11 protein-coding genes and 1 tRNA gene are annotated in these 11,777 nt (G+C 64.6%); 5 read left to right on the plus strand and 7 right to left on the minus strand.

All coding sequences use genetic code 11. The features are described from left to right. The first annotated feature begins 403 nt into the window (after positions 1 to 403). Both KBI52_RS17910 and KBI52_RS17915 read left to right on the plus strand, forming a co-directional pair. A complete protein-coding gene (locus KBI52_RS17910) occupies positions 404 to 1,696 on the plus strand; it encodes an adenylosuccinate synthase (protein ID WP_173947574.1) in 1,293 nt (430 codons plus the stop codon). A 34-nt stretch (positions 1,697 to 1,730) separates the two neighbouring features. Next, positions 1,731 to 2,918 (plus strand): histidine kinase, encoded by a 1,188-nt coding sequence (locus tag KBI52_RS17915; RefSeq protein WP_173947573.1) that lies wholly within the window; start codon positions 1,731 to 1,733, stop codon positions 2,916 to 2,918. A 74-nt stretch (positions 2,919 to 2,992) separates the two neighbouring features. On the opposite strand, the gene rpoH is transcribed toward KBI52_RS17915, so the two are convergent. Together rpoH and KBI52_RS17925 are read right to left on the minus strand one after the other, a co-directional pair. Beyond that, positions 2,993 to 3,883, minus strand: coding sequence for an RNA polymerase sigma factor RpoH (rpoH, locus tag KBI52_RS17920; RefSeq protein WP_173947572.1), 891 nt, complete (start codon positions 3,881 to 3,883; stop codon positions 2,993 to 2,995). A gap of 188 nt (positions 3,884 to 4,071) precedes the next feature. Further along, positions 4,072 to 5,028, minus strand: coding sequence for an RluA family pseudouridine synthase (locus KBI52_RS17925; protein ID WP_173947578.1), 957 nt, complete (start codon positions 5,026 to 5,028; stop codon positions 4,072 to 4,074). Between the two features lie 137 nt (positions 5,029 to 5,165). Here KBI52_RS17925 and KBI52_RS17930 point away from each other — a divergent pair. Then, positions 5,166 to 5,241, plus strand: a tRNA-Glu gene (locus KBI52_RS17930). A 158-nt stretch (positions 5,242 to 5,399) separates the two neighbouring features. On the opposite strand, the gene KBI52_RS17935 is transcribed toward KBI52_RS17930, so the two are convergent. Beyond that, a complete protein-coding gene (locus tag KBI52_RS17935; RefSeq protein WP_173947571.1) occupies positions 5,400 to 5,810 on the minus strand; it encodes a hypothetical protein in 411 nt (136 codons plus the stop codon). A gap of 337 nt (positions 5,811 to 6,147) precedes the next feature. After that, positions 6,148 to 6,429 carry a hypothetical protein gene (locus KBI52_RS17940; RefSeq protein WP_210809143.1) on the minus strand — a complete coding sequence of 94 codons (282 nt, stop codon included), beginning with the start codon at positions 6,427 to 6,429 and terminating at the stop codon, positions 6,148 to 6,150. Between the two features lie 422 nt (positions 6,430 to 6,851). On the opposite strand from KBI52_RS17940, the gene KBI52_RS17945 reads away from it, so the two are divergent. After that, positions 6,852 to 7,229 carry a hypothetical protein gene (locus KBI52_RS17945; protein ID WP_173947569.1) on the plus strand — a complete coding sequence of 126 codons (378 nt, stop codon included), beginning with the start codon at positions 6,852 to 6,854 and terminating at the stop codon, positions 7,227 to 7,229. A 26-nt stretch (positions 7,230 to 7,255) separates the two neighbouring features. Here KBI52_RS17945 and KBI52_RS17950 read toward each other — a convergent pair whose 3' ends face one another. The 3 genes from KBI52_RS17950 to ggt all read right to left on the minus strand — a co-directional run bounded on the left by KBI52_RS17950 (position 7,256) and on the right by ggt (position 11,254). Continuing rightward, positions 7,256 to 8,446 carry an O-succinylhomoserine sulfhydrylase gene (locus KBI52_RS17950; protein WP_173947568.1) on the minus strand — a complete coding sequence of 397 codons (1,191 nt, stop codon included), beginning with the start codon at positions 8,444 to 8,446 and terminating at the stop codon, positions 7,256 to 7,258. Between the two features lie 84 nt (positions 8,447 to 8,530). Continuing rightward, entirely contained in the window at positions 8,531 to 9,436 is a 906-nt protein-coding gene (gene rfbD / locus KBI52_RS17955) for a dTDP-4-dehydrorhamnose reductase (RefSeq protein ID WP_173947567.1), read from the minus strand. Positions 9,437 to 9,499: 63 nt separating this feature from the next. Then, positions 9,500 to 11,254: a gamma-glutamyltransferase gene (gene ggt, locus KBI52_RS17960; RefSeq protein WP_210809146.1), complete on the minus strand. Its 1,755-nt coding sequence runs from the start codon at positions 11,252 to 11,254 to the stop codon at positions 9,500 to 9,502. Between the two features lie 191 nt (positions 11,255 to 11,445). On the opposite strand from ggt, the gene KBI52_RS17965 reads away from it, so the two are divergent. Then, positions 11,446 to 11,676, plus strand: a complete 231-nt coding sequence (locus tag KBI52_RS17965) for a hypothetical protein (protein WP_173947565.1) — start codon at positions 11,446 to 11,448, stop codon at positions 11,674 to 11,676. Positions 11,677 to 11,777 lie beyond the last annotated feature (101 nt).

Below are 11,777 nucleotides of genomic sequence, written 5' to 3' on the forward strand. Positions count from 1 at the left end.
CGATCCGGTGAGGCACCGGCGCTTCAGACAGGCGAGATCACCGGGACAAGCCCGGTGATGACGGGAGAGGATCAGGACGGGCCATCCCGATCCGGTGAGACGCGGCGTTCCAACCAATCGAGATCACCAGCACAGAGCCGGTGATGACGGAGGGGGTGTCAGGCCCCGCGCCTCGCAGCATCGGCACACGCCTGGCGATGCAGGGAAGGGGTTCCGCCCATCGACCTCCAGGCGATCGCGGCTCGATGCAAAATCATATTCCCGCCGCGCAGGGCTCCTATGATGGCGGGATCGAGGCGCATTCCGCCTTGACCTGAGGCGCGCGATCCACCATGAGGGTTTGCAAGGTTTTTGACCCAACCCTGGCCTTGCGCCGGGGTTTTTTTGTGTGAGGCATTGAGCGATGGCGAACGTGGTTGTCGTGGGCGCCCAGTGGGGCGACGAAGGCAAGGGCAAGATCGTCGACTGGTTGTCCGAACAGGCGGACGTGGTCGTGCGGTTCCAGGGCGGGCACAATGCCGGCCATACCCTCGTGATCGGCGACAAGGTGTACAAGCTCTCGCTGCTGCCCTCCGGGGTCGTGCGCCCGGGCAAGCTTTCCGTCATCGGCAACGGCGTGGTGCTCGATCCGCATGCGCTCGCCGGAGAGGTGGAGCGCCTCGCCGAGCAGGGCGTCTCGATCACCCGCGAGTCCCTGCGCGTGGCCGAGAACGCCACGCTGATCCTCTCGATCCATCGCGAGCTCGACGCCCTGCGCGAAAGCGGCAGCGCCGGCACGAAGATCGGCACGACCAAGCGCGGCATCGGTCCGGCCTACGAGGACAAGGTCGGCCGCCGCGCCATCCGCCTCATGGACCTCGCCGATCTCTCGGCTCTGCCCGAGAAGATCGAGCGGCTGCTCACCCACCACAACGCCCTTCGCCGCGGCTTCGGCCTCGATGAGTTCGAGCCGAAGGCGATCTACGAGGAATTGGCCTCCGTGGCCCCGAAGGTGCTGCCCTACATGGACGCCGTATGGCGCCTGCTCGACGAGGAGCGGCGGGCCGGCAAGCGCATCCTGTTCGAAGGCGCGCAGGGCGCGCTGCTCGACGTGGATCACGGCACCTATCCCTTCGTCACGTCGTCCAACACGGTGGCCGGCCAGGCGGCGACCGGCTCGGGCCTCGGGCCGGGCGGCGTCGGCTACGTGCTCGGCATCGCCAAGGCCTATACGACTCGCGTCGGCGAGGGGCCGTTCCCGACCGAGCTGTTCGACGAGATCGGCGAGATGATCGGCCAGAAGGGCAAGGAATTCGGCGTGGTCACGGGCCGCAAGCGCCGCTGCGGCTGGTTCGATGCCACCCTGGTGCGCCAGACGGTGCGCACCTCCGGCATCGACGGCATCGCGCTCACCAAGCTCGACATCCTCGACGGCTTCGAGACCATCAAGATCGGCGTCGGCTACAGGCTCGACGGCGAGACCATCGACTACTTCCCGGCGAGCCAGGGCGCGCAGGCCCGCGTCGAGCCCATCTACGAAGAGATCGAAGGCTGGAGCGGTTCGACCGCAGGAGCACGCTCCTGGGCTGACCTTCCGGCACAGGCCATCAAGTATGTTCGCCGCGTCGAGGAACTGATCGGAGCGCCCGTCGCGGTGCTCTCCACCTCGCCGGAGCGTGACGACACAATCCTCATGAAGAACCCCTTTGAGGGTTGACGACGGAGCCACGGCGGGTCATTCCCAGAGAGAAATGGCAGATTATTACCCTCTCATCGCACGAGCCGTCGAAGGCTTGCCCGAGCAGACGCCCGACAAGCGGCGCGCCGTCTACGAGCGCGCCCGCACGGCTCTGATCGCCCAGCTGCGTTCGCTCAATCCGCCTCTGAGCGAGACGGAGATCCAGCAGGAGGGCCGCTCTCTCGACGAGGCGATCGACCGGGTCGAGGCGGATTACGTCGTACCTGCCGCAGGGTTCGATCCCGATCCCTTCCCGCCTGCGCCGGCTCGCGACCGGGCGGGGCCGGAGGAGACCCGGAGCTCAGGTTCCGTTCACGGCCTCCGGGCTCCCGCCCCTCAGGCTGCCGCCGACGAGGGGGCCGCGGACGCCTATGCGGAGCCGGCCGTAGCCCGTCCCAAGATCGACAGCCGCCCTCATCCGGCCATGCAGGGCAAGGGACGGCGCCGGACGATCATCTTCGGCTCGGTGCTCGCTCTCGTGATCGCGGCCATCGCGGCCTTCGCGTTCCTATGGCGCGACAAGCCCGAGGATCTCGCGCCCGAGGCCCCCGTCGCGACGGCGCCCCAGCCGGCCCCGGCCGATTCCAAGATCAACGAGCGGGTCGGCGGACAGGCTCCTTCGACGACCGCTCCCGCCTCGGCGCCCCGCCAGGAGACCGGCGTGGTGCAGCGTGCGGTCTTCTACGAGGAGGATCCGTCCAATCCGCAGACCCCCAAGGCGCAGGTCGGGCGCGTGACATGGCGTCTTGAGGACGTGAATCCCGGTCAGGGGCAGCCGCTCGAGAAAGCGGTCAGCGCCCTGATCGAGGTGCCCGAGGCCGGGTTGACGATGCGCATGGTCTTGAGGCGCAACCTCGACGCGACACTGCCCGCCTCTCATACGGTCGAACTCACCTTCACGACCCGCGAAGGCGACGTGAACCGCGTCATCCGGGATGTCGGGCTGCTCCAGTTCAAGGATGAGGAAGCCGCGCGCGGAACCCCGGTCGCCGGGCTGCCGGTGCCCGTGCGCGAGAATCTGTTCCTGATCGGGCTGTCGAACCTGCAGGTCGACGTGGCGCGCAACACCCAGCTGTTCGTTCGCCGCAACTGGATCGACCTGCCGGTCCGGATGGTGTCCGGTCAGCGCGCGATCCTGAGCTTCGAGAAAGGCGGCTCCGGCAGCCAGATCCTCAACGACGCCTTCAACCAATGGCAGTAGGGCAACCCTGCTCCTGACAGCAAAAAAGCCGCGCTCGCTGCGCGGCTTTTTTCATGGTTTCGTCGCCAGCCGGCTTATGCGTCGGCCGACGAGGTCTCGATCTGGGTCAGGTTCTTCTTGACCGCTTCCTGGATCTTCTCGAAGGCGCGGACCTCGATCTGGCGGACGCGCTCGCGGGAGACGCCGAACTCGGTGGAGAGCTCCTCGAGCGTAATTGGATCATCCGAAAGACGGCGCGCTTCGAAGATGCGGCGCTCGCGTGGATTGAGCACGGAGAGCGCCGAACGCAGGGCGGTCAGCCTGTTCTGGCCTTCCTCCTCCTCGACGAGCACCTGTTCCTGGCTCTGACTGGTGTCGACGAGCCAATCCTGCCATTCGCCGCCGCCTTCACCCTCGTCACGCAAGGGCGCGTTGAGGGAGGCGTCACCGCCGAGGCGGCGGTTCATGTCCACCACGTCCTGCTCGGTCACCCCGAGCTGGGTTGCGATCTGCTTGACATGGTCGGGGCGAAGATCGCCTTCCTCGAATGCGGAGATCCGGCCCTTCGCCTTGCGCAGGTTGAAGAACAGCTTCTTCTGGTTCGCCGTGGTGCCCATCTTCACGAGGGACCAGGAACGCAGGATGTATTCTTGAATCGCCGCTTTGATCCACCACATGGCATAGGTGGCGAGGCGGAAGCCCTTGTCGGGTTCGAAGCGTTTGACGGCCTGCATCAGACCGACATTGCCTTCCGACACGACCTCGCCGATCGGCAGGCCATAGCCGCGATAGCCCATGGCGATCTTGGCGACCAGGCGCAGGTGGGACGTCACGAGCTTATGGGCCGCTTCGCGATCTCCATGCTCGCGCCAGCGTTTGGCGAGCATGTATTCCTCATGCGGCTCAAGCATGGGGAAGCGACGGATCTCGTCGAGATAGCGCGAAAGGCCCCCTTCATTGGCAAGCACCGGAAGCGCTGCAGCCATATCTTCTCCTCCTTTGGCTCCCTCACCATGAGGCAAGCCTGGGGCGGCCCCCCTCCGAGGCCGGCCGCCCTAACCCCCTATATAAGCGGTTCAACGTTGTCCGAATAGAGGCATCAGGCTTCAAGACGTGGTGAACGCTCCAGAGTCGCAAGGGTGCCAGCGTGACGTCATTTTGCGACCGATTGACGCTAAATTTCAGCCCGCAAAGCTTCCAGAAGTGCCGCCATGTCCGACGGGAGAGGGCTCTCGAAGCGTAAGAATTCCCCGCTGCGCGGATGTTCGAACCCGAGGATGGCGGCATGCAGGGCCTGCCGATTCAGGGCATCGAGCGCCTCCTTCTGTGCGCCGGAGAGCCGGTTCGCCTTGGTCTTGAAGCCGGACCCGTAGGTTGCATCCCCCAGAAGCGGATGGCCGAGATGGGCCATGTGGACCCGGATCTGATGCGTACGCCCCGTCTCCAGTTCGCAGCGGACGAGGCTCGCGAGAGGCTGGTCCGGGGGCAGTCCTTCCAGCACCTCGTAATGGGTGATCGCATAACGGCCACGGTCCTCGCCCACCACGACGATCTTCTCTCGATTGTGGGTGCTGCGAGCGAGCGGTGCGTCGACGGTTCCTCGCCGGCGCTCGGGCACGCCCCAGAGGATCGCCAGATAGGCCCGTTCCAAGGGACCCGTGCGGCCGTGATCGGCGAACTGCGCCGCCAGCGCCTGGTGGGCGAGATCGTTCTTGGCGACCACCAGCAGGCCTGAGGTGTCCTTGTCGAGGCGATGAACGATCCCGGGCCGCTTCACACCTCCGATGCCTGAGAGGCTCTCGCCGCAATGGGCGATGAGGGCGTTCACCAGGGTGCCGGAATCGTGCCCGGCGGCCGGATGCACGACGAGCCCGGAGGGCTTGTCGATAACGATCAAGTCATCGTCCTCGTAGACGATGGTGAGATCGATCGCCTCGCCGGCAGGTTCGGCCGGGACGGGCGGCGGCACGGTCAGGGTGATCCGGATGCCGCCGGCAACCTTCCGGTTCGGATCGAGGACCGGCACGTCGTCGATGGTGACCTGCCCGTCCCGAATGAGAGCCTGGACGCGGCTTCGTGACAGATCCGCCTGCAGGCGTGTCAGCACGCGGTCGAGCCGATCCGCCGTCATGTCGTGTTCCAGAAGCCATTCCTGTCGCGTCGCGCCGTTCACCGCATCCTCATTTGATCTGAGCCGTTCGCTTTTTTCAGCAAAAGGGCTTGAAGGGATTCGGAAGGGTGGTTATACGAGCGGCCTCAACCTTGCTAGCTCCCTTCGTCTAGCGGTCTAGGACGTCGCCCTCTCACGGCGAAAACAGGGGTTCGAGTCCCCTAGGGAGCGCCAAAGGTTCGATAGGACAGCCCCGCCAAGAGCGGGGCTTTCTCTTTTCTGGACACGGCCAATCGAGCGCCCGCGCCGAGCTGGAATTCCGCAGGCGCGAAGGCGTGTGGGTCACCGCCGCGGTGAATGCGGGGCAGCAGGGGCTGCCCTTCGGCATGCTGTCACTCGGCAGGCGTCAGGCGGGCCGTCGGCGACGCAGCGATGTCCCGCGCCGGCCTGAAGACGAAATAGGCGAACAGCATCATCGCAGCCAGGACGATCAGGGAAGCGAGCGCGGCAACCGGATCGAACGCCGTATAGCCGAGATGAAGCGCGGCGACCGCGACCGTCAGGATGACCGTGCCGATCGACCAGACAACCACTTGGATCATGGCGAGGCGGCTTCTGTCGAGCGCGGGACGACGCTCGTAGTAGATGCCGAAGAGGAACAGCGACACCCAGCCGAGCAGGTTGAGATGCGCGTGGGCCGGCATGATCGAATGATCCTGGGAAGCCGCCATCCCGATCCCCATCGCCATGCCGGCGATGACGAAGAGTACAGCCAGCTTGAAGCTGAGCGACGATGCAGTCATGAGGTCCTCCTAGAAGTATTCCCTGGGTCGTTTGCTTTTGTTTTCACTACAACCGTGAGCACAATGTCCGATGTGTGGGAAAGCACAATAGATCTTCTAGGGTATTATCACTACAATATTGTTATAACAATTCACATGTCTCCGGTGATAAGGTGCCACTCAGGAAACTCGACTGCTATATGAAACGACCCGCTTTCGCGGGCCGCCGGAGCAGAATTCAGCGAAGTCAGCTGCGTTGGGTCACTCGCTCCTTGCGGGATCCCAAGATCTTCCGTTTGCGGCCCTTCGCCTTCTTCCAAGACGGTCTCATACGGGCTTTGCGGGCCATCGCGTACTCCTATGGCGTGCTGCGGCTGTCCGCCGTCGAGGTTGCCGGATCGGCTTGTTCCAACCCCTCGCGCTGATCGTTCTCGTCCAGTCGGCGGTCGCTGGCAGAACGATCGTCGCGGCTTCGATGGACAGAGTTCTCCTCGGTCGGAGGGACGATGCTGGTGTTCAGGCTCCGCTCGGCCAAACCTTGAGCGCGGTCGTCAGCCTTGCCGGCCATGACTTCAGCCTTTGCTTTGAATATCGCTGCGGTGCGCGCCCGACCCCATGCCTTGCTGGTCTTGGAGCGCATGTTCGCAGCGCTCCACATGACTGGCCGCGCGCTGCTGCATCTCCTGGGCATTGTGGCAAGGGTTCTCGATTTCCTGGTGGCAGAACTGGCACTTCATGACGGCCTCCTTCTCAGCAAGAGCAGAAGGCCAACGTAGAGGTGCAGTCGAGGTTCCGCGGCTCATGCGCCTCGTGAGAGTATGGAGACAAGCCAGATTGCACTGGGGAATGTCGGATAATCCTGGTTTCAGCCACTCCGATGGTCGTGCCGCGCCCGGCTCAGGTCCGGTGCACTGCAGGTTCGGATGCAGCAGGTGCGCGCCCCACAGGAACCAAGCGTCCTGTGGCCTGTTCACATCCGTTGGTGATGGCGCGCAATTGCTTCGTGCCACGAGGAAGCGGATCCATTCCTGTTTCTAGCATCATCTCCGGAGGAAGATTTCTATGAAGAGAGCATTCATTCTGGCCGCTGGCCTTGTCGTCTTGGCGACCGGCGCGTGGAGTCAGGAATCATCGCGAAGCCGTGACGATTTCGGTCGCGGAAGCTGGCGCGAGAGCCACGACGGATGGGATCGCGACCGAGACCGCCGCCGCAGCCCGATCATGCGGGACGATGACGATGATCGGGATGAGCGGCCCGAGCGCGGAGCCCGGTTCTTCCTGCGCAGCGGCGATACGCAGCTTCGGGTCGTCTGCGGGAATCGGGAATCGACGCAGTCCTGTGTCGATGCGGCCCTGCGCATGTTCGACCGGGTGCAGTCTCAGCAGGGCACCGGTGCGCGGTCGCCCGCAACGTCCGCGCCCTCGCAGACGCCGCAATAGATCGGCTCAAGAGTATCGGTTTGCGCTCACGCGCGCTCGAGAGCACCCGTGAGATCGGCCAGCAGGTCGTCACGATGCTCGAGCCCGATTGAAAGGCGCACGAGGCCGTCCGGAATGCCCATCTCGCCGCGCTGACCCGGCGTGAATCGCTGGTGCGTGGTCGTGGCCGGGTGGGTGACGAGGCTCTTCGCGTCACCCAGATTGTTCGAAATCCGGATCAGGTTCAGCGCATTCAGGAAACGGAAGGCTGCTTCCTTGCCGCCCTTCACCTGGAGGGCGATCATGGTCGAGCCACCGCTCATCTGGCGCCGGATCAACTCGGCCTGAGGATGGTCAGCCCGACCCGGATAGGTCAGCCGCTGAACCTTGGGATGATCATGGAGGGCGTCCGCAAGATAGCCTGCCGTTGCCGTCTGCCTCTCGACACGCAGGGGAAGGGTCTCCAGGCCCTTCAGGAGCACCCAGGCGTTGAAAGGTGAGATCGACGGCCCTGTCATGCGCAGGAACTGCTGCACTTTCGTCTCGATGAATTCGGTCGAGGCCAGGATCACGCCTCCGAGACAGCGGCCCTGTCCGTCGATGTGCTTGGTCGCGGAATAGACAACGCAGTCCGCCCCCAGGACCAGGGGCTTCTGGAAGAGGGGTGTGGCGAAGACGTTGTCGACGGTGAGCGTCGCGCCCGCCTCATGCGCGATTGCTGCGACGGCCGCGATATCGATGATCTCAAGGCTCGGGTTGGTCGGGGTCTCGAGCAGGAAAGCTCTTGTTTCCGGTCGCACCGCCTCGCGCCATTGGTTCAGATCGGCGCCGTCGACGAGAGTGCAGCCGACGCCGAAGCGGGGCAGGAGATCCTCCACCACCCACCGGCACGAGCCGAAGAGAGCGCGGGCGGCCACCACATGATCTCCCGCCTGGACCTGTCCGACCATGGCGGCGGTCACCGCTGCCATGCCGCTCGCCGTAGCCCGGGCCGCCTCAGCCCCTTCAAGGGCAGCGATCCGCTGCTCGAAGGCGTCGATCGTCGGATTGGAGTAGCGGCTGTAGCTATAGCCGGGCTCCTCGTTCAGGAAGCGCCTCTCCGCGCTCTCCGCACTCTCGTAAACAAAACCCTGGGTGAGGAAGAGCGCTTCCGACGTCTCGCCGAAGGGCGTGCGTTGATGGCCCTCATGAACGAGGCGGGTTTCCAGGTGATAGTCGGGTTGGTGCGGCGAGGTCATGAGGGGATCCTACGATTGTTCTTTAAAAAGAACAATCGTCTTTTCTCGCGGAAAGTTTCATAATTTCCTTCTCCGATCCGGCCGTCAGCGCGCCACTTCCTTGCGCGCTTCCTCGATCAGACGCTTGACGCAAGGTTCCAGGGACGATCGCCAGAGCGGCAGGACCACCCCGTGGACGTCTTTCAGCTTGCTGCAGTCGAGCCGGGAGTTGGCTGGCCGTTTGGCCGGCGTCGGGTAATCCGCCGTTGCGATCGGCCGGACCTTCGCCGAAGGGCCGCCGAGCCGGGCCGACAGGGCGAAGATCTCCGTGGCGAATTCCGCCCAGCTCGCGAAGCCCGTCCCCGTCATATGGAACAACCCGCGCAGCGTCCGGTCCTCCCGCCGCTCGAGAAGGTTGCGGCTGATGGCGAAAATGCCGTCCGCGATGTCGAGGGCGCTGGTGGGCGATCCATGCTGGTCGCCGACCACGCCGAGCTCTTCACGGTCGGCCGCGAGGCGCAGCATGGTCTTCACGAAATTCTTGCCGAACGGACTGTAGACCCAGGCGGTGCGCAGGATGACATGATCCTCAGCCTCGGCCGCCACGGCTTCCTCGCCCAAAAGCTTCGACGTGCCATAGGCTCCCAGCGGCGAGACCGGATCGTCCTCTCGATAGGGCCGGTCGGCCGTGCCGTCGAAGACGTAGTCGGTGGACAGGTGGATGACGGGCACGTTCATCGCCGTGGCGGCACCGGCCACGACGCCCGCGCCGATGCCGTTGATGGCTTCCGCCAGTTCAGGGTCCGTTTCCGCCTGGTCCACGGCCGTGTAGGCGGCGGCATTCACGATCAGGTCGCCGCCGGTTTCGATCAGCGCGTCCTCGATGCCTGAGGGATCGGCGAGATCGAGCTTGGGGCGGCCGACGAGGACGGCCTGAGCGCCGTGCGCCCGCGCGCGCTCCGCCAGCGCACGGGCGACCTGTCCTTCCTTGCCGACGATGATGATACGCATGGACACCTGCAATCCTCTATGATGGTGAGGGCGGCCTAATCGAGCAGAGCCGCCCAGGCAAGATCAGTTGCCGATGGCAACGCCTTCGCGGCGGCTGTCGGCGCCGCCCACCAGCCCGGCTGGCGTCACGACGATAGCATGGATGCCGGAGTTCTGGTCGATCAGCTTGACCTCGTGGCCCTTCGCCTCCAGCGCCGCCTTCCATCCTTCGGCCTCCGTGCCGGCCTCCAGCTCGGTCGGGCCGTTGCGGCTCCCGACATTGGGAAGATCGGCTGCGACCTGCGGATCGAGCTTCCAGTCCAGGATGCCCACGAGGGTCTTGGCCACGTAGTTGATGATGAGGCTGCCGCCCGGGGAACCGACGACCGCGTAGAGCTTGCCGCTGCCGTCGAGCACGATGGTCGGCGCCATGGAGGAACGGGGGCGCTTGCCCGCCTCGACGCGATTGGCGACGGGCTTGTCGTCGTCCGTCGTGGCGAAGGAGAAATCGGTGAGTTCGTTGTTGAGCAGGAATCCGCTTTTGGTCATCAGCCTCGAGCCGAAGCCATCCTCGATCGTGGTCGTCATCGACACCGCGTTGCCGTTGCGATCCACGATGGACATGTGGCTCGTGCCGAATTCGATTCCGTCCGACGGCCCCCACAGGAAGGTCTTCTGGAAGGGCGGATCGCCGGGCTTCGCCTTGCCCATGGACTTGTTCGGGTCGACCAGGGCCGCACGGCTCTTGAGATATCCCGGATCGGTCAGGCCCCTGACCGGCACGTTGACGAAGGCGGGATCGGCCAAAAAGAGTGCCCGGTCCGCATAGGCGAGGCGGCCTGCCTCGGCGATCCAATGAACCGCCTCCGGGTCGGGCTTCAGCGACCCCATGTCTTGCGTCTCCAGGACGCCCATGATCTGCTGCACCGCGACCTGACCCGAACTCGGCGGGCCCATGCCGCAGATCCTGTAGGCCCGGTAGTTTCCGCACACGGGATCGCGCTCCTGGACCTTGTAGCCCTTCAGATCGTCAAGGGTCATGTCGCCCGGATTCGTGGCGTGGCCGGTCACCGTGGTCACGATGTCCTGGGCGATCTCGCCCGTGTAGAAGGCATCCGCGCCCTTGTCGGCGATGGCCCGGAGGGTCTTGGCGAAGGCCGGGTTCTTGAGGACCGTTCCGACCGCCTTTGGCGTGCCGTCCGCCTCATAGAAATAGGCGCGGGCCACTGGATCGTTCTGGAGATACTTTTCCTGCCCCAGGAGCCCGTTGAGCCGCGGCGAAATCGCAAAGCCCTCCTCGGCGAGACGAGCCGCGGGTTCGATCACCTGCGGCCAGGCCAGCTTGCCCCAGTTTCTGTGAGCCGTTTCCAGCAGGCGCAAGGTGCCCGGAACGCCGACCGAGCGGCCGCCGACGACGGCATCGTAGAATTTCATCGGCTTGCCGTCGGGGCCGAGAAACCGCTCCGGCTTCGCGGCAGCCGGAGCCGTTTCGCGCCCGTCGAGCGTCGTCATTGTCTTTCCGTCCCAGAAGACCATGAAAGCGCCGCCGCCGATGCCTGAGCTCTGTGGCTCGACGAGATTGAGGACGAGCTGAACGGCGATCGCGGCATCGACCGCACTGCCGCCAGCCGCGAGAATGTCCCGGCCCGCTTGTGCGGCCAGGGGATTGGCGGCGGCAACCATGTCTTTCGTCGCCGTGCCGGCGGACTTGAGCGTTCGCCCCGTGGGAGCTTCTGGAGCAGGAGCGAGGGCTTGGGCCAGAACCGGCGCGGACAAAGGCAGGCTGGCAAGAAGACCGAGCCCGAAGAAACCTCGCCGAAGAGCATTCCAATTGGTCATGCTGATAAGCTCCCTCTTCCGTGGTTGGACCTACCGGTCTGGAACGAGCCTAACAAAGGATCGTCTCCTTGCGCCACTTCGTTTGGACAGAGTCAGAGAAGAAATTCTGTATTTGCTGCGCTGCAATATCACACTCCTGTCACTCTTTTCCGGCAGGGTGCGATTCGTGAGGCCGACACAGGAGCAGGGACATGTACTCATATAATCTGTTCCAAAGTACGCAGCCGGACGGTCTGGTCTGTGCCGTCCCGGAAGAGCGCTCGGTTCCCTCGTTCGTCGTGGGACCGCACTGGCAGTTCGGCGGTCGGATCGAAAGCCAGGAGGCACCCCTCGGTTTCGACCGGAAGGCCGCCATGGAGGGCGTGCGCTTCAACGGCTTCTACCTCTTCGCCAGCTTCCAGAAGGATCGCCGGGGCCGGTGAGGCCTGAGGGGACATGCGTGCGTGTCCGGCAGCGCGGCCGGGCCGATCGGGCCGACTAAAGAAAATCGATAGGGTTCGGATCAACTCTTGATCTTGCGTGG

The sequence above is a fragment of the Microvirga sp. HBU67558 genome (assembly GCF_018069605.1).
GTDB lineage: Bacteria > Pseudomonadota > Alphaproteobacteria > Rhizobiales > Beijerinckiaceae > Microvirga > Microvirga terrae.

What these genes read in the sequence shown, in the direction of transcription:
- KBI52_RS17910 (WP_173947574.1), top strand. Translation starts at nt 404, where the DNA reads ATGGCGAACGTGGTTGTCGTGGGCGCCCAGTGGGGCGACGAAGGCAAG.
- KBI52_RS17915 (WP_173947573.1), top strand. Translation starts at nt 1,731, where the DNA reads ATGGCAGATTATTACCCTCTCATCGCACGAGCCGTCGAAGGCTTGCCC.
- rpoH (WP_173947572.1), bottom strand. Translation starts at nt 3,883, where the DNA reads ATGGCTGCAGCGCTTCCGGTGCTTGCCAATGAAGGGGGCCTTTCGCGC.
- KBI52_RS17925 (WP_173947578.1), bottom strand. Translation starts at nt 5,028, where the DNA reads ATGACGGCGGATCGGCTCGACCGCGTGCTGACACGCCTGCAGGCGGAT.
- KBI52_RS17935 (WP_173947571.1), bottom strand. Translation starts at nt 5,810, where the DNA reads ATGACTGCATCGTCGCTCAGCTTCAAGCTGGCTGTACTCTTCGTCATC.
- KBI52_RS17940 (WP_210809143.1), bottom strand. Translation starts at nt 6,429, where the DNA reads ATGCGCTCCAAGACCAGCAAGGCATGGGGTCGGGCGCGCACCGCAGCG.
- KBI52_RS17945 (WP_173947569.1), top strand. Translation starts at nt 6,852, where the DNA reads ATGAAGAGAGCATTCATTCTGGCCGCTGGCCTTGTCGTCTTGGCGACC.
- KBI52_RS17950 (WP_173947568.1), bottom strand. Translation starts at nt 8,446, where the DNA reads ATGACCTCGCCGCACCAACCCGACTATCACCTGGAAACCCGCCTCGTT.
- rfbD (WP_173947567.1), bottom strand. Translation starts at nt 9,436, where the DNA reads ATGCGTATCATCATCGTCGGCAAGGAAGGACAGGTCGCCCGTGCGCTG.
- ggt (WP_210809146.1), bottom strand. Translation starts at nt 11,254, where the DNA reads ATGACCAATTGGAATGCTCTTCGGCGAGGTTTCTTCGGGCTCGGTCTT.
- KBI52_RS17965 (WP_173947565.1), top strand. Translation starts at nt 11,446, where the DNA reads ATGTACTCATATAATCTGTTCCAAAGTACGCAGCCGGACGGTCTGGTC.